This is a genomic window from Aquamicrobium lusatiense (assembly GCF_014201615.1).
In the GTDB taxonomy this organism is placed as follows: domain Bacteria; phylum Pseudomonadota; class Alphaproteobacteria; order Rhizobiales; family Rhizobiaceae; genus Mesorhizobium; species Mesorhizobium lusatiense.
Genome location: NZ_JACHEU010000002.1, coordinates 257,282 through 277,746, shown reverse-complemented (window position 1 = coordinate 277,746; position 20,465 = coordinate 257,282). Strand labels below are relative to the sequence as shown.

The 20,465-nt window shown below is 61.8% G+C and carries 25 protein-coding genes; 10 read left to right on the top strand and 15 right to left on the bottom strand.

Annotation, left to right across the window (positions count from 1 at the left end; all coding sequences use genetic code 11):
* Positions 1 to 8: 8 nt before the first annotated feature.
* The 4 genes from lptB to ptsN all read left to right on the top strand — a co-directional run bounded on the left by lptB (position 9) and on the right by ptsN (position 3,923).
* Positions 9 to 821 carry an LPS export ABC transporter ATP-binding protein gene (lptB, locus tag HNR59_RS15360; RefSeq protein ID WP_183831898.1) on the top strand — a complete coding sequence of 271 codons (813 nt, stop codon included), beginning with the start codon at positions 9 to 11 and terminating at the stop codon, positions 819 to 821.
* Between the two features lie 206 nt (positions 822 to 1,027).
* A complete protein-coding gene (gene rpoN / locus HNR59_RS15355; RefSeq protein WP_183831897.1) occupies positions 1,028 to 2,554 on the top strand; it encodes an RNA polymerase factor sigma-54 in 1,527 nt (508 codons plus the stop codon).
* A gap of 251 nt (positions 2,555 to 2,805) precedes the next feature.
* Entirely contained in the window at positions 2,806 to 3,387 is a 582-nt protein-coding gene (gene hpf, locus HNR59_RS15350; protein ID WP_183831977.1) for a ribosome hibernation-promoting factor, HPF/YfiA family, read from the top strand.
* A 71-nt stretch (positions 3,388 to 3,458) separates the two neighbouring features.
* Positions 3,459 to 3,923, top strand: a complete 465-nt coding sequence (gene ptsN, locus HNR59_RS15345) for a PTS IIA-like nitrogen regulatory protein PtsN (RefSeq protein ID WP_183831896.1) — start codon at positions 3,459 to 3,461, stop codon at positions 3,921 to 3,923.
* A 139-nt stretch (positions 3,924 to 4,062) separates the two neighbouring features.
* Here ptsN and HNR59_RS15340 read toward each other — a convergent pair whose 3' ends face one another.
* The 5 genes from HNR59_RS15340 to HNR59_RS15320 form a co-directional block, all read right to left on the bottom strand.
* Positions 4,063 to 4,332, bottom strand: coding sequence for a BQ00720 family protein (locus tag HNR59_RS15340; protein ID WP_183831895.1), 270 nt, complete (start codon positions 4,330 to 4,332; stop codon positions 4,063 to 4,065).
* A 59-nt stretch (positions 4,333 to 4,391) separates the two neighbouring features.
* Positions 4,392 to 4,817: an Hsp20 family protein gene (locus HNR59_RS15335; protein ID WP_183831894.1), complete on the bottom strand. Its 426-nt coding sequence runs from the start codon at positions 4,815 to 4,817 to the stop codon at positions 4,392 to 4,394.
* Positions 4,818 to 4,985: 168 nt separating this feature from the next.
* Positions 4,986 to 5,894, bottom strand: coding sequence for a ribokinase (locus tag HNR59_RS15330; RefSeq protein WP_183831893.1), 909 nt, complete (start codon positions 5,892 to 5,894; stop codon positions 4,986 to 4,988).
* Positions 5,895 to 5,963: 69 nt separating this feature from the next.
* A complete protein-coding gene (locus HNR59_RS15325; protein WP_183831892.1) occupies positions 5,964 to 6,854 on the bottom strand; it encodes a methylated-DNA--[protein]-cysteine S-methyltransferase in 891 nt (296 codons plus the stop codon).
* An 87-nt stretch (positions 6,855 to 6,941) separates the two neighbouring features.
* On the bottom strand, positions 6,942 to 7,436 hold the full coding sequence (locus HNR59_RS15320; RefSeq protein ID WP_183831891.1) for a DUF2244 domain-containing protein: 495 nt from the start codon (positions 7,434 to 7,436) through the stop codon (positions 6,942 to 6,944).
* Between the two features lie 22 nt (positions 7,437 to 7,458).
* On the opposite strand from HNR59_RS15320, the gene nth reads away from it, so the two are divergent.
* Positions 7,459 to 8,259 (top strand): endonuclease III, encoded by an 801-nt coding sequence (nth, locus tag HNR59_RS15315; RefSeq protein ID WP_183831890.1) that lies wholly within the window; start codon positions 7,459 to 7,461, stop codon positions 8,257 to 8,259.
* Positions 8,260 to 8,289: 30 nt separating this feature from the next.
* On the opposite strand, the gene HNR59_RS15310 is transcribed toward nth, so the two are convergent.
* The 4 genes from HNR59_RS15310 to HNR59_RS15295 form a co-directional block, all read right to left on the bottom strand.
* On the bottom strand, positions 8,290 to 8,781 hold the full coding sequence (locus HNR59_RS15310) for an NUDIX hydrolase (protein ID WP_183831889.1): 492 nt from the start codon (positions 8,779 to 8,781) through the stop codon (positions 8,290 to 8,292).
* Positions 8,782 to 8,842: 61 nt separating this feature from the next.
* A complete protein-coding gene (locus HNR59_RS15305; protein ID WP_246374734.1) occupies positions 8,843 to 9,112 on the bottom strand; it encodes a hypothetical protein in 270 nt (89 codons plus the stop codon).
* A 155-nt stretch (positions 9,113 to 9,267) separates the two neighbouring features.
* Entirely contained in the window at positions 9,268 to 9,459 is a 192-nt protein-coding gene (locus tag HNR59_RS15300; protein WP_183831887.1) for a Flp family type IVb pilin, read from the bottom strand.
* 241 nt (positions 9,460 to 9,700) lie between these two features.
* Positions 9,701 to 10,591, bottom strand: a complete 891-nt coding sequence (locus tag HNR59_RS15295; RefSeq protein WP_183831886.1) for a phosphatase PAP2 family protein — start codon at positions 10,589 to 10,591, stop codon at positions 9,701 to 9,703.
* A gap of 168 nt (positions 10,592 to 10,759) precedes the next feature.
* Between HNR59_RS15295 and HNR59_RS15290 the strand changes: the two genes are divergently transcribed.
* Both HNR59_RS15290 and msrA read left to right on the top strand, forming a co-directional pair.
* On the top strand, positions 10,760 to 11,083 hold the full coding sequence (locus tag HNR59_RS15290) for a hypothetical protein (protein ID WP_183831885.1): 324 nt from the start codon (positions 10,760 to 10,762) through the stop codon (positions 11,081 to 11,083).
* Between the two features lie 47 nt (positions 11,084 to 11,130).
* Positions 11,131 to 11,796 (top strand): peptide-methionine (S)-S-oxide reductase MsrA, encoded by a 666-nt coding sequence (gene msrA / locus HNR59_RS15285; protein WP_183831884.1) that lies wholly within the window; start codon positions 11,131 to 11,133, stop codon positions 11,794 to 11,796.
* 31 nt (positions 11,797 to 11,827) lie between these two features.
* Here the strand turns inward: msrA and HNR59_RS15280 are convergent, their stop codons facing one another.
* Both HNR59_RS15280 and upp read right to left on the bottom strand, forming a co-directional pair.
* Positions 11,828 to 12,046: a SlyX family protein gene (locus HNR59_RS15280; RefSeq protein ID WP_183831976.1), complete on the bottom strand. Its 219-nt coding sequence runs from the start codon at positions 12,044 to 12,046 to the stop codon at positions 11,828 to 11,830.
* A gap of 7 nt (positions 12,047 to 12,053) precedes the next feature.
* Positions 12,054 to 12,683, bottom strand: a complete 630-nt coding sequence (gene upp, locus HNR59_RS15275) for a uracil phosphoribosyltransferase (protein ID WP_183831883.1) — start codon at positions 12,681 to 12,683, stop codon at positions 12,054 to 12,056.
* Positions 12,684 to 12,895: 212 nt separating this feature from the next.
* Between upp and ubiE the strand changes: the two genes are divergently transcribed.
* From ubiE to coaBC, 3 genes are all read left to right on the top strand, one after another.
* Positions 12,896 to 13,672, top strand: coding sequence for a bifunctional demethylmenaquinone methyltransferase/2-methoxy-6-polyprenyl-1,4-benzoquinol methylase UbiE (ubiE, locus tag HNR59_RS15270; RefSeq protein WP_183831882.1), 777 nt, complete (start codon positions 12,896 to 12,898; stop codon positions 13,670 to 13,672).
* A 13-nt stretch (positions 13,673 to 13,685) separates the two neighbouring features.
* Positions 13,686 to 15,260, top strand: a complete 1,575-nt coding sequence (gene ubiB, locus HNR59_RS15265) for a 2-polyprenylphenol 6-hydroxylase (RefSeq protein WP_183831881.1) — start codon at positions 13,686 to 13,688, stop codon at positions 15,258 to 15,260.
* Positions 15,261 to 15,339: 79 nt separating this feature from the next.
* Positions 15,340 to 16,578, top strand: coding sequence for a bifunctional phosphopantothenoylcysteine decarboxylase/phosphopantothenate--cysteine ligase CoaBC (gene coaBC, locus HNR59_RS15260; RefSeq protein ID WP_183831880.1), 1,239 nt, complete (start codon positions 15,340 to 15,342; stop codon positions 16,576 to 16,578).
* A 221-nt stretch (positions 16,579 to 16,799) separates the two neighbouring features.
* Here the strand turns inward: coaBC and HNR59_RS15255 are convergent, their stop codons facing one another.
* The 4 genes from HNR59_RS15255 to HNR59_RS15240 form a co-directional block, all read right to left on the bottom strand.
* Positions 16,800 to 17,276 (bottom strand): DUF992 domain-containing protein, encoded by a 477-nt coding sequence (locus HNR59_RS15255; protein ID WP_183831879.1) that lies wholly within the window; start codon positions 17,274 to 17,276, stop codon positions 16,800 to 16,802.
* A 166-nt stretch (positions 17,277 to 17,442) separates the two neighbouring features.
* Positions 17,443 to 18,279, bottom strand: coding sequence for a tetratricopeptide repeat protein (locus HNR59_RS15250; RefSeq protein WP_183831878.1), 837 nt, complete (start codon positions 18,277 to 18,279; stop codon positions 17,443 to 17,445).
* A 149-nt stretch (positions 18,280 to 18,428) separates the two neighbouring features.
* The gene (gene rpsU, locus HNR59_RS15245) at positions 18,429 to 18,680 is read right to left on the bottom strand and encodes a 30S ribosomal protein S21 (RefSeq protein WP_183831877.1); all 252 of its coding nucleotides are present in this window, start codon (positions 18,678 to 18,680) and stop codon (positions 18,429 to 18,431) included.
* Positions 18,681 to 18,846: 166 nt separating this feature from the next.
* Entirely contained in the window at positions 18,847 to 20,355 is a 1,509-nt protein-coding gene (locus tag HNR59_RS15240; RefSeq protein ID WP_183831876.1) for a helicase HerA domain-containing protein, read from the bottom strand.
* Positions 20,356 to 20,465: the final 110 nt, after the last annotated feature.

Sequence of the window (20,465 nt, the reverse complement as noted above, 5' to 3'; positions counted from 1 at the left end):
GATCGCGGATGCTTTCACTTCAGAAGTTCGGCCTGTCCGGACGCAAGGCCAGCGAGACTGCTTCCCCGCCGAAGGATGAGGCCGTTTCGTCCGGGCTCAAGGGTACGCTGATCGCCCGCGGCCTGACCAAGAGCTATAAGGGCCGAAGGGTCGTCAACGGCGTTTCGCTTGGCGTGCGCGCCGGCGAGGCCGTGGGCCTGCTTGGGCCCAATGGCGCCGGCAAGACGACCTGCTTCTACATGGTTACCGGGCTGGTTCCGGTGGACGAAGGCACCATCGAGATCGATGGTTACGATGTCACCTCGATGCCCATGTATCGCCGGGCGCGGCTGGGCATCGGCTATCTGCCGCAGGAAACCTCCATCTTCCGGGGGCTGAGCGTCGAGCAGAACATACGCGCGGTGCTGGAAGTCGTCGAAAAGAGCCGCAAGCAGCGCGAGAAGAACCTCGATGAGCTGCTCGAAGAGTTCCATATCAGCCATCTTCGCCATGCGCCGTCGATGGCGTTGTCTGGCGGCGAACGCCGGCGACTGGAGATCGCGCGGGCGCTGGCCAGCCGGCCGGCCTATATGCTGCTGGACGAGCCATTCGCGGGTATCGATCCCATTGCTGTGGCCGATATCCAGCAACTGGTGCGCCATCTCACCAAGCGCGGCATCGGCGTGCTGATCACCGATCACAATGTGCGCGAGACGCTGGGGCTCATCGACCGCGCCTACATCATCCACGCCGGCGAAGTTCTCACCCATGGTCGGGCCGAGGAAGTGGTCGCCAACGCCGATGTGCGGCGTCTCTATCTCGGCGAAGGCTTCACGCTCTGAAGCCTCTCGCTGCGATAGCGCCTTTTCTTCCGAAAGCTGTCTTTTCCCTCCCGAACGCTGCTCCGCCTGACGCTTTCTGATGCAAATGCGGGCGCGAGCAGGGTTTGCGCGTGCCATCGCGCTTGACAAGCAAAAGCCGGGCCAGTTTGAATTGCTGGCACGGAAAATCTCTTTTCCCGTTGCTTCGTGGGAAGAAACGCTACCGGATGGCACTCTCGGCAAAATTGCAGGTCAGGCAGACGCAGTCGCTGGTGATGACGCCGCAACTGCTGCAGTCGATACGCCTGCTGCAGTTTACCCATGCCGAGCTGGAGCATTTCGTCGACGAAGAGGTTGAGCGCAATCCTCTGCTGGAGCGGGCGGAGAGCGTCCCCGAAGATATGGCCGGACCGGAGCCGGAATCCGGATCGAACAGTGCCGGCGAAACCGGCGACGACTGGTTCGGCAAAGAAGCGGGGCTCTCTTCCGAGGCGATATCGGAGCGGTTGGATTCGTCTCTTGAAAATCTGTTTCCGGATGATCCGGGGCGTTCCGAACAGCTTGACCCTTCCTTGTCGATGCAGTGGAAATCCGCCGCTGGCGGATCCGCCGGTGGAACTTCCGAGGGGTTCGATCTTGAGGATCTGGCGGCCGCACCCGTCACATTGCGCGATCACATCGCGGAACAGATTGCCTTTGCGTTCACCGATCCGCGGGAACGGATGATCGCGGCCGAGCTTGCCGATTGTCTCGACGAGGCCGGTTATTTGCGGGCCGATCCGGGCGAATGTGCCGAACGGCTCGGCACGGATGCCGACAGCGTCGAGGCCGTGCTCTCCCGTTGCCGGAATTTCGATCCGCCGGGGCTGTTCGCACGTGACCTTGCCGAATGCCTGTCCATCCAGCTTCGTGCCCGCAACCGGCTCGATCCGGCCATGCGGGCGCTGCTGGAGAGGCTCGATCTTCTCGCCCGCAGGGATTTCCAGTCGCTCAGGCGCATCTGCGGCGTCGATGAGGAAGACCTTCTGGATATGCTGGCCGAGATCCGGGGGCTGGATCCGCGTCCGGGCCTCGCCTTTTCCGGAGGGAACAGCGAGACGCTCGTGCCCGATGTCGAGGTGCGGCCCGCCAGCGATGGTGGGTGGACGGTGGAACTGAATGCCGATGCCCTGCCGCGCGTGCTGATCGACCAGACTTATTTTGCACGGGTGTCCGCCCAGACGCGGGATCAGGGCGAAAAGGATTTTCTCGGGCAATGTCTGCAGAGCGCCAACTGGCTGGCGCGCAGCCTCGACCAGCGCGCGAGGACCATCCTGAAGGTGGCTTCCGAGATCGTGCGCCAGCAGGATGCCTTTCTGGCTCATGGCGTGCGGCACCTGCGGCCGCTCAACCTGAAAACCGTGGCCGACGCCATCGGCATGCACGAATCGACTGTCAGTCGGGCCACCGCCAACAAGTACATGAACACGCCGCGCGGCGTGTTCGAGATGCGCTATTTCTTCACCGTGGCGATCGCAGCATCCGGCGAGGGCGAATCCCATTCCTCCGAAGCCGTGCGTGACAGGATTCGCGAACTGATCGAAGCCGAGGAAATGAGCTGTGTACTTTCGGATGACACGATTGTTGATCGCCTGAAGGAGGAAGGCATCGATATCGCTCGACGCACGGTCGCCAAGTATCGGGAAGCTATGAATATTCCCTCTTCGGTCCAGCGCAGGCGCGAGAAGCGGGCGCGCGCCGGCCTGAAAGGCTGACGCCGGGGCACAGCGCTGCCGGTCGCCGTTTCGTTGACAAGCACCCATGAAGTGTCTAGAAGCCCGCCCGCATGAGGCGGGTCTGACCCGCGCAGGGAATGGCCATCGATGCTTGGACGGCAGGCTTTGAGAGTCGGCTGCGACGTTCTCGGGCAAATTCGGCACAAGGGGTGCCGTGTGGCTTGTACGAACGGACTACGCGTATAAACTCCGGTAAGTTTGAAGTCTGTACAGGGAAGGTCGGTAATCAGATGGCATTGCGGATTGCAGGAAAACATATGGATGTCGGTGATGCGTTCCGGACGCGCATCGATGAACGTGTTACTGACATCATTGCGAAATATTTCGACCGCGGTTTTTCGGGCCAGGTCACTGTCATCAAGTCCGGCTCGCGTTTCACCTGCGATTGCGTTGTGAGGCTTGATTCGGGCGCCTCCCTGCAGGCTGCAGGCGAATCCCACGATCCCATTCAGGCTTTCGAGGCTGCCGCTGAGCGGCTGGAAAAGCGTCTGCGCCGCTACAAGCGCCGTCTGAAGTCGCATTATCCGGTGAATGCCTCTTCCGAGGGGCAGAATATCGCCTATACGGTGGTGGAAGCGCTGGCCGAGGATGACGAGGAGGATATCCCGGAGGATTTCGCTCCCACCATCGTCGCCGAATCGAGCCTTGCGCTGAAGACGATGTCCGTCGCTTCGGCTGTCATCGAACTCGACACGACGGGCAGCCCCGTCCTTGTGTTCCGTAACGGCGGGACAGAACAGCTCAACATCGTCTATCGCCGGCCGGACGGGAACATCGGCTGGATTGATCCCGCGACGGTAAAAACCGCGTAAGGGTAGAAAAGACGGCCGGTACCTGCGTTCTTAGGGCCGGCCGCGGCAGGCGAAGCAGAGGAATTTCAAAAATGGCTCTGAACGATCTTGTCGACGTTCCGGCAATCCTGCCGGCGTTGAAGGCCAGCTCCAAGAAGCAGGTGCTCCAGCTTCTGGCCGAGCGCGCATCCGCTATCTCGGGTATTCCCGAGCGCGACATTTTCGAAACGATCCTGCAGCGCGAAAAGCTGGGATCCACCGGTGTCGGCAACGGCATCGCCATTCCGCACGGCAAGCTGGCCGGCGTGAAGGGCATCACTGGCGTCTTCGCGCGACTGGAAACGCCTGTCGATTTCGAGGCGCTGGACGATCAGCCGGTCGATCTCGTATTTCTGCTGCTGGCGCCCGAGGGTGCCGGCGCGGACCACCTCAAGGCCTTGTCGCGCATTGCGCGTGTGTTGCGCGACACCGACACCGTGAACAAGATCCGCGGCACCCGCGATGCGCAGGCAATTCACGCGCTGCTTTCCGAAACGCCGGCTTCGCACGCAGCCTGAAGGACAGGCCGCGCCGAGCGCCGTTTTTCCTGATTGAACCCGTACCGCAGGGGCCGCACACAGCGGCCCTTCTGCTTCATGATGGCTTCGGGAGCGTTCCGCCTCCGGCTCCGGCATCATTGCCGAACTGTCATGGAGCTCAGTGCGTGGCAACCGTGGTCAGGTCGTTTTCCATCGCTCCGGCAAGTGCGCGGTCGCGTTCGTCGGCCAGCAGGATCGGCTGGCCGTTCGCCGCGAACAGTGCCCACAGCTCAAGTCCGGGCGTGATCTGCGCCAGGCCGGGGAAGCGACCCCGCAGGTCGTCGCTTGACATCTTTCGCAGATAGGCAACTGTACCTTCGCCGAGATGGGCCAGTTCGCCTTCGCTCATCACCTGGCTGTCGGCAATCGTGTCAACGGTTCTGGTCATATCCAGGCCTCCTGTCTATGAGCCGCCTTCCAAGGCCGGCTCTTCAGCATCGGCAAAGATCAGTCTTTCACCGATATGTTTATTTTTCGTACCAGCCTTTCGGCTTCGGGCCGGTCGAGATCTATGGACAGAAGCCCGTTCCTGAGCTCTGCCCCGATCACGCGCATTCCATCAGCCAGCACGAAACAGCGCTGGAACTGGCGGGCAGCGATGCCACGGTGGAGGAATTCGCGCTCGGAGTCGTCTGTCTGCCGGCCCCTGACGATCAACTGGCTTTCCTCCGTGGTCACGTCGAGGTCGCTTTCAGCGAAGCCTGCGACTGCCAGCGTGATCCGCAGCTTTTCTGTGGTGCCGTCTGCGCCGCGAAGGCGCTCGATATTATAGGGAGGGTAGCCGTCACCCGACTTTGCCAGGCGTTCCAGCGTTTTTTCCATGGCATCGAAGCCGAGGAGAAGCGGGCTGGAAAAAGGCGTCATTCTGGTCATGCAATCCTGTCCTCTTGAGAGCGACAAATTCCGGAAGAACCCACACGGCATTCTTCCATGCACCAGATATGGTCTGCCGCAGCCCCGAGTTCAAGATTTGGCCGTCCGGGCTGCACAGGAAAGGCAGGCTTGCCTTCGGCTTTCGCCGGTTTGCGCCGATGGTGACCTTCACCGGGCCCTGCGGGAGAGGGCAGTATCCACCTCGCTCGCGAGTGGGATGGAAGGCTGGGCGCCGGCTTTGAGGCAGGCGAGGGAACCTGCCGCAGCCGCGCGCGCAAGCACCTTTTCAAGAGACAGGTCCATGCTGAGGCCCGCTGCCAGATAACCGCAGAAGGTGTCGCCCGCACCAACCGTATCGACCGGCTGTATGTCCATGGCTGGCACCTCCAGAAAATTGTCGGGCGTCGCGGCCAGAACGCCGTCGGGGCCCAATGTAACGATGATCGTTCCGCCGGTCCGGGATATGAAGCTCCGCATGCGTCGCTTTACGTCGCTGCCTTCAATCCCGATGGTGCGGCAGCACTGGTCGAACTCCGTTTCGTTTGCGACTATGAAGTCCGCTTTGGTGAGGCACCGGCCTGACTCATCGCGGTAGGGCGCGATGTTGAGCACGCTGAGCGCACCCGCGTCCCGGGCCATATCGAGTGCAGCCTCGACGGTTTCGGGTGGTATCTCCTGCTGAAGCAGCAGGACATCACCCTTCTTCAGCTCTGCCTTTCCAAGATCAGCGGGACGAACTTCGCTGTTGGCGCCCGCTACCAGCGCGATCATGTTTTCACCATCGGCGCCGACGAAGATAAGCGCGGTGCCGGTCGGGGCCGTGCTGACGGCCACGCCGGAAAGATCGAGCCCGCCGGCGCGTAGAAGGCACAAAGCCTCACCGGCGAAGGCATCGTTGCCGACGGATCCTATCATGCGCACTCTTGCGCCGGCGCGCGCTGCCGCCAGAGCCTGATTGGCACCCTTGCCTCCGGGAGCTTTGTCAAAGCCGGTGCCCTGCAATGTCTCACCGGGAGAGGGCAGGCGATCCAGCCTGACGATCAGATCCAGATTGATCGATCCGACAACGATGATCATGCCCGCAAAACTCCCTGACCTTGCGAGCTTATCGTGCGCCGCAGAAAGCGCAAAGGCGCGCTTCCTGCGTCAGGCTACCTGTCCCGCTTCCCAGCCGAGGATGGCCCGCTTGCGGGTCAGGCCCCAGTGATAGCCGGTGAGCGCACCGGATTTCGCCAGGGCGCGGTGACAGGGCACCACGAAGGAGATGGGATTGGCCCCGCAGGCAGCGCCCACGGCGCGCGAGGCCTTCGGTTCCCCGATCTGTCCGGCGAGATCGGAATAGGTTCTGGCCGTGCCCATGGGGATAGACAACAAAGCCTCCCATACCCGCACCTGAAAGTCGGTGCCGATCATGACCACGCGCAGGGGCTGGTCGGCGCGCCAGCGGGACGGATCGAAGATGCGCTGCGCATAGGGCAGGATGGCGGCCATGTCTTCGATGTAGGTGGCGTTGGGCCAGCGGCCGGCCATATCGTCGAACGCGGCCTTTTCATCGCCGGGATCGTTGAAGGAAAGGCCGGCAAGCCCCCGGTCGGTTACCATGATCAGCGCGATGCCGAAGGGCGAGACGTGGTAGCCATAATTTATGGTCAGGCCTTCGCCGCGGTTCTTGTAGGCACCCGGCGACATCGCCTCATGGGTGACGAACAAATCGTGCAGGCGGGCAGGGCCAGACATGCCAACTTCCATGGAGGCTTCCAGCAGCGGCGCGCCCGATTCGAGCAGTCGCCGCGCATGATCGAGCGTCACCGCCTGCAAAAAGCCCTTGGGCGAAAGTCCGGCCCAGCGGGTGAACAGTTTCTGCAGGCCGGTCGGGGTCTCGCCCACATCGGCGGCCAGCTCTTCCAGTGAGGGCTGGTCGCGATATTCGAGGCTGATCTTTTCGATGACCTGGCGCACGATCTCATAATCGCTGCCTTGCGGGGTGATGTCGCGTTCGAGAACGGGTACGGGCTTCATCTGGGTGCGGGCGTTCATGGCCTGTCTCGCTGATATCTGTCTGTTCTCAAATATCGTCCCAAAAGAGCGCCATTCCCACCCGTTTCCTGCCGGATGCGTGCTTTCTTAACGGGCCTTTGCTGTGGCAAGGGCGCGGGAAAACGCGGTGGCGAAGCTTTCGCGGTCGTCCGGGTTGAGGAAACTGCCGATCGCCACGCTTTGCTCGCGCGTTTCCACCGCCATGCGGGTGATGCCGATTTCGGTGTGGCGGGCCACGGAAAAGCGCGTCCAGAACGGATTGAAGCGATGCTGCTCGGATTTGCCGGAAGGCGAAATCTTGCGAATATGCAGTTCGGTGCGGGAAACCGACACTTCCTCGCGAGCGCGGGCAGCCCGATAGTTGAACCGGAATGCGACATAGAGGGCCACCACGTCGAGACCGAAGAAGCCGAAGATCGGCCATGCGCCGTGGCTGAGGAAAATGATGCCGATGATGGCCCAAGCAGACAGCATGGCACCGAACAGGATCAGAAAGCCGGTGCGCCCAAGCGATCTGTACGGCGTCAGCAGCGCTGTGAAGAAGGGCTGATCCGCGGCAAAGTCGGCATTTGTCTCGCTCATGCGGCGATACTATAGGATGAGGATGAGCAAGCCCAAGTCAAAAGATCGGCCTGTGCCCGGAAATGAGGTCGCGCAGCCGGAGCCCAAAGCAAAGACGGTGAACGCGCGGCCCGCGCCGCGCCGTCCGCGTTCACTGTACACGCCGGCCGAGGTTCATGAGATTTTCCGCCGGTTCTCGGTGCAGCGCCCGGAACCGAAAGGCGAACTCGAGCACGTCAACGCCTTCACCCTGCTGGTGGCGGTGGTGCTGTCGGCGCAGGCCACCGATGCCGGCGTCAACAAGGCGACACGCGCACTGTTCCAGGTCGCCGACACGCCGCAGAAGATGCTGGCGCTGGGTGAGGAGAAGGTGGGCGACTATATCCGCACCATCGGCCTGTGGCGCAACAAGGCAAAGAACGTGATTGCCCTTTCGCAGGCGCTCATTCGCGATCATCACGGTGAAGTTCCTGATGATCGCGACGAACTGGTGAAGCTGCCGGGTGTTGGCCGCAAGACCGCCAATGTGGTGCTCAACATGGCTTTCGGCCAGCATACGATGGCGGTGGACACCCACATCCTGCGCATCGGCAACCGCATCGGACTGGCTCCGGGCAAGACGCCGGAGCAGGTGGAGGCGGAGCTTGTCCGCATCATTCCCGACGAATTCATGCGCCATGCCCATCACTGGCTCATCCTGCACGGGCGCTATGTGTGCAAGGCACGCAAGCCGGATTGCCCGGCATGTGTGATTGCCGATATCTGCAAATCTGCGGAAAAAACCACCTCCATACCCGCTCCGCTGGTGGAGCTGGCGCCGCAGGAAATCCCGCAGTCACTTTAAAGAGCTATAGAACCTGGCAGACCTGCCGGATCAGGCTTTGGCTTTTTCGGGCTTTGCCGGCACGGTCTCCTGCGGAATTTTCAGCTGGCGCACGAGGCTTGCCAGTTCCGGCTCATCGATCAGCACGGCTGCCTGCGCGGGTGAAAGCCATGCCCGCTGGCGGCGGGCGGATTCCGGCCACTGCTTCATCTGTTCGGAGACTTCCAGAAGATAGACGGTGACATCGATGCGCACGAAGGCTGCCGGCAGGCGCTTCCAGTAAGTGTAGGTTCCTGCGGGTTCCTTGAGTGTCTTGCCGGCTACGCCGGCCTCCTCCTCGGCCTCGATGGTGGCGGCCTTGCGGCCGCTCTTGCCTTTCATCGGCCAGCCTTTGGGCAGAATGAAGCGCTGGGTTTCGCGCGAGGTGACCAGCATGACCTGCAAATCGCCATCGGCTCCGATCCTGAAAGGGATCGCCGCCACCTGGCGAATCTTCTCGCCTTTCTTCGCTTTACGAAGGACCTGCTTCTTCTGTTTCGCCATATTCCGTCGATTCGATCTGTACCGAACAGAATAGTCGGCTAATCAATTGAGGCAAGCCGCGTCAGCGGCAATTCCTTACATAACCGCTGCTTGTCACCTGATTTTGACAGTTTTGCTGAAAAGCAGGCACCTGCGGGCGCTGCACGGGAGGCTGGGTAACCTGCTGGCGGTCGATCTGCCGGTTAAACTGCTGCTGCTGCTCGAACTGCTGTCGCTGGATGCGGTTCTGAAGCTGGATGATTTCAGACGGGTTCTGCACGACGGGCGGGCGCTGTTGGGCCGAAGCCGGACCGCTCATGGCCAGAAGCGCTGCGGCGAAGACCGCCGCCAAGCATGAATTTCCGAGATGGTTCAGCATCTGTTTGCGACCGTTGATACTGTCTGAATATAGGCCTGATGCATCATTGTTCCAGATGATTGAGGCCGAAAACAGAAAAGGCCGCCCGAAGGCGGCCTTTCGCGATTTGCTTAATCCCTTATCCGTTATCAGGTATCAGGGGTTTCCGTGATGGCAGTTCCGAGTTCCGTGCTCACGCGGCCGAAAGTCGCGCTGATCTGCGAGCCAAGCGTCGTTGCGGCACCGATGATGCCAACGGCGATCAGAGCTGCGATCAGGCCGTATTCGATGGCGGTGGCGCCGGACTCGTCCTTGGCGAAGCGTGCGAAAAGCTTGGTCATATCTGTATTCCTTGTTGCCCAGGTTGTGACTTGTTTGAACGGCTTCTTGATGAACCGTGACCCCACTATCGCGGGTGCAGCTTTCGGTTGTGTTAAGCCCGATGGTAAACGAAAAATGTCGAAAAAATGTACTTAACAAAGGCGCAACAGAGCAGGTTGAATTGTTGGAATCCGGGTCCCTCAAACAGGCATGAAAGGTCAGAGGCTATCGCGCTCGCCTTTTATGCCCGCATTTCTCTATTCAGGTGTTTGATGCGGGAGTTACGGCGAACCTGCCGGGCCCCACGGGATAGCCAAGGGTCATTACTTTTCCTGTCGCCATGAGCGCCAGTACCATCAGCGTCAGCCCGGCGGGAATATCGACCAGGTGATGACCGCCATGCACCAGCACGCCGGGAATGACCATGATCACGATAGCCAGATAGGGGAAGAACAGCCACTTCATCGGCCGCGAAAAAAGCAGAGACAAACCGGCCATCACGATATGCATCGATGGAAATGCGATCATGCCGCGGATTTCGTCCGGGCTTATTATGGATGAGCCATGCTTGAAATGGGACAGGATCGTTGCCCTGTATTCTGTCGATACGACAGGGTGTACACGCAGCAATATGTCTTTCGGCACCTGATAATACGCACTTGGTCCAAGACTTGGAAAGAAAGCCCAGAAAATAACGGCGATGAGGCCTGAGATAGACAGGCTCAATGTAAATGCGTGCAGGTGCCGGATGCGATTGGTGAAGACCAGAGCAATGATGAGGACCGCGACTTGTATCAGAGTGGCGTTGTAGGCCAGACGCATCGCCTGGCTGATCAACGGATAGTCGGCCGCCCATGCGATTATCTGCGGCCAGGAATAGCCGAGCAGAGTGTCCATTCGGATCAGCCAGTCGTCGATCAGAGGCCTGCTGTTGGGCGTCAGCAGGTAATTGAGCAGCGAAACCGAGTTGGAAAACAGAATGAAAATGCCCACTGTGGTGATCGCGCTGCCCAGTTCCCGGCTTCTTCCGCTGTGGCGATACCACGAACCAAGACCCAGAAAGAGCATCACCAGCAGACCGAGCACGGCATAGGAGCCCCAGGCAACCTTTGCAGGGTGCAGCAGGATCAACATCGCATCGATGGCCAGCACCGTGAACGTGATCCGGAACAGGAAAAGCTCGGCCGGAGGATAAAGGCGATCAGATGTGAACATGGCTGATTTTGATCACAACATGGCTTACAAATCTCTAATGGCCACTCTGTCGAACTTGTGTAGACGGGCCTCTGCTCATATCTCTTGTGCCAGAAAGGTGCACTGATGTTCCGTTTCCTGTTCCGGCTTGCCGCGATGGTTTCACTTTCGGTCGCCGTGATCATGGCGGTGCTGGATGCGACGCGTACGGTTGCGGCTTCTCAGCTGATCACCACGCCGCTGAAAACCAGCTGGAACGCGGTGTCGCCACAAACACTCGGCACGGCCGAAATGTTTGTGCGCGACAAGATCGGTCCGCTGGTGTGGGATGTGGGCGTGAACTTCATTCTATCTCTGCCGGGTTTTGCGGTGTTCGCGTGCCTGGCATTGCTGCTCTATGCCATCGGCTACCGGCGCGAACGTCCGGCCATACGCTACGCAGCTGGCTGATCGGTGATAGCCCTTTGGCGCTAACCCTTTAAGGAAGGAAGACCGACATGTTTTCCCTGAATGATCTCCTGAGCAAGAAATCCTCCATGCCGAAGCCTGAGGAGGCGTTGCCGGGACGCGATCAGCCGCTCCCGACCGCTGAAACCCATTACGTCAACGGCAATCCGCTCAAAGGGCCTTATCCGGCGGGCATGCAGAGCGCCGTGTTCGGCATGGGCTGCTTCTGGGGTGCGGAGCGGCTGTTCTGGCAGGTGCCGGGCGTCTGGGTCACCGCCGTCGGCTATGCGGGTGGCCTCACGCCCAACCCGACCTATCGTGAAACCTGCACCGGGCTCACCGGCCATGCCGAAGTGGTGCTGGTGGTCTTCGATCCGGCCGTTGTGTCCTATTCCGACCTGCTGAAGCTGTTCTGGGAAAATCACGACCCGACGCAGGGCATGCGTCAGGGCAACGATATCGGCACCACTTATCGCTCCGTGGTCTTCACCACCAGCGAGGCGCAACTGGAGCAGGCAAAGGCTTCGCGCGATGCCTATGAGGCCTCATTGCTGGCAAGCGGCCGCGGCAAAGTCACCACGGAGATTGCGCAGGCGCCGGAGTTCTATTTCGCTGAAACCGAGCACCAGCAATATCTGGCGAAGAACCCGGATGGCTATTGCGGCTTGCAGGGCACCGGCGTTTACTGCCCGATCCCGACCGGCGTGCGCGCCTGACCGTCTATTCTTGTCGCGGCCGCCTTTCTGGTCACCAGTGGGGCGGTTTGGTAACCGGTATGTCGGGCGAGGCCTGTTCTTCCAGTTCCAGAAAACGCTCGGTCAGGGCATCGAGCTTCTTCTGAAGCCGGTCGATCACCTTCCACTGTTCGGCAAGCTGGCCGGACAGTTCCTCGATGGTCTTTTCCTGTTCTGTCGCGCGGATTTCCAGCGCGACCAGCCGGTCCCCATCCTTGCCATTGTCGCTCATGGCGGGTCTATTTCGTGCCATACATGCGGTCGCCCGCATCGCCGACGCCGGGCATGATGTAGCCCTTCTCGTTGAGCTGGCGATCGATGGAAGCGGTATAGACCGGCACGTCCGGATGGGCGGCGGTGAAGCGGGCAATGCCTTCCGGTGCTGCCAGCAGGCACAGGAAGCGAATGTTGGTGGCGCCGCGCGCCTTCAGCCTGTCGATTGCCGCCGTGGCCGAGTTGGCCGTCGCCAGCATGGGGTCGACCACGATCACCAGCCGGTCGGCGAGGTCGCTGGGCGCCTTGAAGAAATATTCGATCGCTTCCAGCGTATCGTGATCGCGATAAAGCCCGATATGGGCGACGCGCGCGGCCGGTACGAGATCGAGCAGACCCTCGAGCAGCCCGTTTCCGGCGCGCAGCACCGAGGCGAACACCAGCTTCTTGCCTTCCAGCACCGGCGCTTCCATTTCCTCGATCGGCGTTTCGATGGTCGTCGTCGTCAGTTGCAGGTCGCGCGTCACCTCATAGCCGAGCAGCAGCGAGATCTCGCGCAGCAGCCGGCGAAAGCCTGCCGTCGAGGTGTTCTTGTCACGCATGATGGTGAGCTTGTGCTGCACCAGCGGATGATCGATGACGGTGACGCCCTTCATGGTGTTCTCCGGCTAATTCACAGCTCGATTGTGAATGGTGGAAAGAAATTAGAAAAGGCCTATGCGGGCTGAGCCTCATAAAGTCCACAGGTGGGCTGCGACCTTTTACCGGGTAAATGCGGGGCACCGGGTAAATGAAATGACGGCTAAAGCCATGGCGCGGCCAAATTCGTTCCTGTATGGTCCGCGCGCATAAAAGGCGGATCATGATCATGTCAGTTGAAAGAACCACCGCCCGTGGCGGCATGGAAACCTCCTATGGATTCCGCCAGGTCGGCGCCGGCGAAAAGCAGCCTCTGGTCAACGAGGTGTTCCACAAGGTCGCCAATCGCTACGACCTGATGAACGACCTGATGTCGGCGGGCATGCACCGCATCTGGAAGGACGCCATGATCGCCTGGCTCAACCCGCCCAAGCGGCCGGGCTGGAAGGGGCTGGACGTGGCCGGCGGCACCGGCGACATCGCCTTCCGCATCATCGAGGCCAGCCGGCGCAATGCTCACGAAACGGTGCTCGACATCAACGGTTCGATGCTTCAGGTGGGGCGCGAGCGCGCGGAAAAGAAGGGGCTTTCGCCTTATCTCGATTTCGTCGAGGCCAATGCCGAGGAACTGCCTTTCGCCGATTCCACCTTCGATGCCTATACGATCGCCTTCGGCATCCGCAATGTGCCGCGCATCGATGTGGCGCTGTCGGAAGCCTTTCGCGTGCTGAAGCCCGGCGGACGTTTTCTCTGCCTCGAATTCTCCGATGTCGACATGCCGCTGCTCGACCGCTTCTATGAGGCATGGTCGTTCAACGCCATTCCGAAGATCGGCGAAATGGTGACCGGCGACGGCGAGCCTTACGCTTATCTGGTGGAATCGATCCGCAAGTTCCCCGACCAGAAGAATTTCGCCGAGATGATTTCCTCCGCCGGCTTCGAGCGCGTGAGCTTCCGCAACTATTCGGGCGGTATCGCCGCACTTCATTCGGGCTGGAAGCTTTGACTGGACAGCCTTCATGAGCAGTGTGATTGCGGGTTTCCGGCTGGTCAGGGCCGGCTGGGTTCTGGTGCGTGAGGGTGTGGTTGCCGCCCTGCCGGGCGATCAGCTTTCGGGTCTGCCGAAACTTGGCTGGCGGGTCGCCACGATGTTTACGCGGCGGCGCGCGCTGAGAGAGCAGCGCAGCGACCGGCTGGCGCATGCTGTGGCGCGGCTCGGGCCATCCTATGTCAAGCTCGGTCAGTTCCTTGCTACCCGCCCCGATGTGGTCGGCAACGACATCGCGCTTGAGCTTGCGCTGTTGCAGGACAAGATGCCGACCTTCCCCAAGGCGGCCGCGCAGGCAGCTGTCGAGGCGTCGCTGGGGCGCACGATCGGCGATCTCTACCATGACTTCGGGGATGCCGTGGCCGCCGCCTCCATCGCGCAGGTGCATCCGGCCGACGTCGATTATCCCGAAGGCCGGCGCAAGGTGGCGGTGAAGGTCATCCGCCCGGGCGTGCGGCGGCGCTTCAATCAGGATCTTGAAAGCTATTTCCTCGCTGCCCGCCTGCAGGAGAAGTACATTCCTTCAAGCCGGCGGCTGCGCCCCGTGCAGGTCACCGAAACGCTGGCGCAGACCACCCGCATCGAGATGGACCTGCGGCTCGAAGGGGCAGCTCTTTCCGAGCTTGGCGAAAACACGAAGGACGATCCCGGCTTTCGCGTGCCGGCGGTTGACTGGGAGCGTACCGGCCGCGACGTGCTCACCATGGAGTGGGTCGACGGTATCAAGATGAACGACATCGCCGCGCTCGCTGCGGCAGGTCACGATCTGAGGGCCATCGCCACCAATCTGATCCAGTCTTTTCTGCGCCATACGCTGCGCGACGGCTTTTTCCATGCCGACATGCACCCGGGCAATTTGTTCGTGGAGGCAAATGGCACAATCGTCGCAGTCGATCTCGGCATTTCCGGGCGTCTCGGCAAGAAGGAGCGTCGCTTCCTTGCCGAAATTCTCTACGGCTTCATCACGCGCAACTATCTGCGCGTGGCGGAAGTGCATTTCGAGGCCGGTTATGTGCCTGCCAGGCACGATGTCGCCGCCTTCGCGCAGGCCATCCGTGCCATCGGCGAGCCGATCCATGGCCAGCCGGCCGAGACCATCTCCATGGCCAAGCTGCTGACGCTGTTGTTCGAGGTAACGGAGCTGTTCGACATGCAGACCCGGCCGGAACTGGTGTTGCTGCAAAAGACCATGGTGGTGGTGGAAGGTGTGGCCCGTACGCTCGATCCGGCCTTCAACATGTGGAAGACGGCGGAGCCGGTCGTCGGAGACTGGATACGGGACAATCTGGGCCCGCGCGGTTTGCTGACCGACGCCCGGGACGGGCTCTATGCGGTTACGGCGCTGGCGCGTCAAATGCCCGAATTTGCCAAGCGCACGGAGCGCCTGTCGCGCGAAATCGATCATATGGCCGAGAACGGCCTGCGGTTCGATGCCGAGACCGCGCTGGCGATCGGCGAGGCCGAAGCCCGCCACACCCGCTCCGGCCGGCTGGCGCTGTGGGTGATCGCGCTGACGCTCATCTACATTGCGTGGAAGGTGTTCTGAACGGCAAATTGACCGCACCGGCAGTCCTGCCTAATTTGCTTTTCCAGTCAGGACGCTGCTTACGGAGTTGATCAACGGCATGTCGAGCACCCTTTCCGGCAAGCGCATCCTGCTTATCATTGGCGGCGGCATTGCCGCTTATAAAACGCTGGATCTCATCCGGCGGCTGCGCGAGCGCGGTGCGGCGGTGCGGCCGGTGATGACGCAGGCGGCGCAGCAGTTCATCACGCCGCTGGCAGTCGGGGCGCTGGCGGCGGACCATGTGTTCACCGACCTGTTCGACCGGCAGGACGAGCAGGATGTCGGCCACATCAGACTGGCGCGCGAGGCCGATCTGGTCGTGGTCGCGCCGGCAACAGCCGATCTGATGGCAAAGCTTGCCAATGGTCTGGCCAATGATCTGGCTTCTGCCGTTTTGTTGGCAACGGACAAGCCCGTGCTGATCGCACCAGCGATGAACCCGAAGATGTGGGCGCACCCGGCAACACGCCGCAACCGCGAGACGCTGGCAGGCGATGGCGTTTCATTCGTCGGGCCGAAGCGGGGCGAAATGGCCGAAAGCGGCGAGGCGGGCGAGGGCCGCATGGCGGAACCGCTGGAAATCGTCGCTGCCATTGAGGCGCTGCTGGAGCCGGCGGCGAAACCGCTGGCGGGACGGCGCATTCTCGTCACCTCCGGCCCCACGCATGAGCCGATCGATCCGGTGCGCTACATCGCCAATCGCTCGTCGGGCAAGCAGGGCCATGCCATCGCGGCCGCCCTTGCCCGGCTGGGAGCCGATGTGCAGCTCGTCTCCGGCCCGGTGACGATTGCCGATCCGGCTGGTGTGTCGGTTACGCATGTGGAAAGCGCGCGCCAGATGCGTGACGCCGTCGAAAGCCTGCTGCCGGCCGATGCGGCGATCTTCGTTGCCGCCGTGGCCGACTGGCGCACGGCCGATGCTGCCGGGGAAAAGATCAAGAAGGTGGCGGGCGAGGGACCGCCGGCACTTCAGATGGTGGAAAATCCCGACATTCTGGCCCGCATTGGTCACCATTCGGGGCGACCATCGCTGGTCATCGGCTTCGCCGCCGAGACGCAGGATGTTGTGAGAAACGCACAGGCTAAGCTCGACAAGAAGGGCGCCGACCTGATCGTCGCCAATGACGTGTCGCATGACAGCGGCATCGGCGCTGGTGGGGTGATGGGCGGTGATCGCAACCGGGTGCGCATTGTGTCGCGAACCGGCGTGGAGGAGTGGCCGGAACTCACCAAGGATGAGGTCGCGGCCCGGCTTGCTGCTCTGGTTGCAGATCGTCTGGGCGGTGCAACCGGCTAAAGCGCATCGCCAGAAAATGGCCAGCGGATGCGACCCGACGACAGATGTGACAAACGAATAGTAAACTAAAGCTTTGGGAACGAATCTGAAGGATCGCGACGCGCTTTAAGCCTGCAGGCATTCGGCAGGACGCCGTAGATGGCCCTGCAGTGTGTTCGGCCCGGCTGCCCGATACCGTGAAGGACGCCGGCGAAACGCTGGGTTCCGCCGGCGAAATTTACTTATTTCAGCGAGTGAACCAGTTCTAGCGACTGCACGGCCACCGCGAGGTTGAGGCCGGTCTGCGCCTGAACGCTGAGCGGCTGCAGGGCATAAGAGCGCTCGAAGCCGCCAAGCAGCAGATTGGCGCCGCCACCGGTGATGACGCTGGCTTCGGCGTTCACACCGAAATACTTGCCGGCGATGCGGCCGCTGTCATAGTTGCGGTTGGCGGCAAGCACTGCCCAGACGAGATTGCCCTGATGGGTCTTGCCGAGATCCACGCCAAGCTTGGAGACGACGCCGCTGTAATACTCGGTCGCGCGGCCATTGGAGGGCTTGAAGGAGCAGGCCAGGCCCTTGTTCGAGGTGATGAGGTAGCCAACGCCGCCGTCGATCTTGCAGTCGAGAATGCCGAGTTCGAACATGTCGGCTGCATTTGCGGTGGCGGTCATCGAAGCAAGGCCGACCACTGCGGCGGCAACAAATTTCCTGATCATGAGAGAACTCCTGAATTCCTGATCGCGCATTGGCAGAATCGCCATGGCGATCAACGCCTGAAAGCGCGATACGTTGCGTCGAACCATGGCGCGATCATGGCGCGGCGATGCCGGATCGCCGCGATATGGCTGACGCTGCGGAAGAATATGTGCCCTTATCGGGTGCTTACTGGGTGCGGGAAAGCCCGTCCTTGGCCGGCTGATAGGCCGGCTTGAGGCGTACCGCCTCGCGATAGGATTTGGCGGCCTTCGCCTTTTCGCCGCGCCGCTCATAGATCAGCGCCTGATTGGTCCACGCTTCGGCGTTCTTCGAATCGAGCTTGATCGCCATGTTGAAGTCGGCGAAGGCGTTATCCTCCTGGTTCATGGCCAGATAGGAAAGGCCGCGGCCATTGTAAGGCTCGGAGGCGTCCGGGGCGAGGGAAATGGCCGACGAGAAGTCCTCGATGGCATAGCTGTGCTGGCCCTGTCCCTGATAGATCAGGCCTCTGTTGTGATAGGCGCGGGCATCGGTGGTGTCGAGCTGGATCGCCTTTTCGAAGTCGTTGAAGGCTTCCTGCGTGCGGCCTCCCTGCCGGTAGACATTGCCGCGGCCGATATAGGCTGCGTCATAGCTCGGGTTGATCTGCAGGGCGCGGTTATAGTCGGCCAGCGCCTTGCCGCTGTCGTTCATGAAGCGATAGATCAGGGCGCGGTTTGCATAAGCCTGATAGAAATTCGGATTGAGCGAGATGGCGGTGTCGAAATCCTTCAGCGCCTGCTGGTAGCGGCCGCCGCGTCCATAGGCGGAGCCGCGCACATTGTAGCCTTCGGGATCGCGCGGATTGGCGTTGATCACCTGCGTCAGCGAAGAAATGTTCTCGCTCGAAGCCTGCGTGACGTCGACATTGCTGAGGTCGATGGCGGAGCCAGACTGGCAGGCGGCCAGAATCAGTCCGCTCAGGGCGAGCGCGGCGATGGAAAATCCGTGACGCGCGGCGCGCCGTTCGTTCACTGTTTCCATGGCAGTCTGTCCTCGCTTTGTCTTGTGTAGACCCTAGCCTGCAGCTAAAGCCCTGTCCCGGCTAAATTGCCCCGGTAAAAACAAAAGGTGGCCGCGACCGAAATCGCGCCACCTCGATACCCTGCAAAAAGGGCGAAAGACAGATCGTATCAGCGCGCGGCGCGGGCGGCCGGAGCCGGGCGGGGAGCGGCGCCGGGAAGCAGGCCTTCGCGCTGCGCGCGCTTGCGGGCCAGCTTGCGCGCACGGCGCACGGCCTCAGCCTTTTCGCGCGCCTTCTTCTCGGAAGGCTTCTCGTAGTGGCCGCGCATCTTCATTTCACGGAAGATGCCTTCGCGCTGCATCTTCTTCTTGAGGGCGCGGAGCGCCTGATCAACATTGTTATCGCGAACGAGTACCTGCACGGGCGTTCCTGTCTCTCAGGTTAGGATGCATAAAACTGGCGGACAAAGCCTCCAGCTTCCGTGACGGCTCCCGCCACGAATTTGCGGCGGCTAGTATCAGAATGGGGGTTTGTTGTCCATACCATATTTCGCCGGTGGACCTGAGATTGCAGCGCTGTGGCGCATGTTATTCGGCAGCATCGGCCGAAGGTGCGGCTTCATCGGGCGCGTTGGGATCTCCGGGCGCGGTTTCGCAGCCGAGATCCGGGAAGGCCACCACGCGGTTGTGGTGGAAATCGGTGCGCACGACGATCAGGTCGCGCTCCTCGAAATAGGTGAGAAGCCTGCGGGCACGGCGCGCCGAATGGGTGCCGTAGGCGCGCGCCAGCGTGGCGTCGGAGGGGCAGGGCGCGCCGGTGACGGCGGCCTGCGCCACCATCAGGAACACGCCCTGCACGTCGTCGGGCAGGCTTTCGGACAGCTGGAGCGCCTGCGGCCAGGCTTCGCCACCGGCGGTCTTGCGGTCGACGCCCGCACGGGCGACGGCAAGACGCCTGCGGAAGGCGGCCAGTTGTAGCGGCTCCCCCACGACCCGGCGAATGCGGCAGCGCACCAGAAAATCCTGATAGAGAACGGCATCGGTGCGGAAGCCGGCGTCAGGATCTTCGAGGATTTCCTTCAGCACGGTGTCGATGCCCGCCTCGCGCTCCGCCTCGTCGATTTCGGGGAACATCGGCTCGACCGGGGGCGGCATCGGGGCCGGTTGCGGACGCGCAAGCTGGGCCATCAGATCGGCGGTGGGAATGGGTTGCGGCGCGGCCTTGCGCACCGGCATGCGCGCCTCTTCCGGACCCGGCGTGAACACCAGATCGGCCATGTCCTCCGTCTTCTCGGGAAGCGGCATCAGCTTCGGGCTGACCGAGCGGGCCGAGGTTTCAACCGCGCCGATGGTGATCGGCAGGGGGCGGCGCGACATGGCGGGCCCCAGCGCCACGAAACGGCCACGCGCCAGATCGCGGAACATTTCGGCCTGCCGCCGCTCCATGCCCAGAAGGTCGGCGGCGCGGGCCATGTCGATGTCGAGGAAGGTTCGTCCCATGAGGAAATTGGAGGCTTCCGCCGCGACGTTCTTGGCGAGCTTGGCGAGCCGCTGGGTGGCGATGACGCCGGCAAGGCCGCGCTTGCGGCCGCGGCACATCAGGTTGGTCATGGCGGCGAGCGAGATGCGGCGCGCCTCGTCGGAGACTTCGCCGGCTGCGGCCGGTGCGAAGAGCTGCGCTTCGTCGACCACGACAAGAACCGGATACCAATATTCGCGCTCGGCATCGAACATGCCGCCGAGGAAGGCGGCGGCGGCGCGCATCTGCTGGTCGACGTCGAGACCTTCCAGATTGAGCACGGCGGAAACGCGATGCTGGCGAATGCGGCCGGCGATGCGGGTCAACTCGGCCTCGGTGCGCTGCGCATCGACCACCACATGCCCGAACTTGTCGGCCAGCGTGACGAAATCGCCTTCCGGGTCGATCACGCATTGCTGCACCCAGGGCGCGCTCTGCTCCAGCAGGCGGCGCAAAAGATGCGACTTGCCCGAACCCGAATTGCCCTGCACGAGCAATCGGGTGGCCAGCAGTTCCTCAAGATCGATCATGGCCGGCTTCCCGGGGGAGGCCGTGCCCATGTCAATGTCGACTCTCATTGCAGCTCCTTGTGCAGGGGCTTTACCACTCCTGCGCCCCGGTTGCGAAGCCGTGCGGGGCGATACCCACAGGCGCGCTTCGCCGCAGCCGCTGACGGCGTGTATTGCGG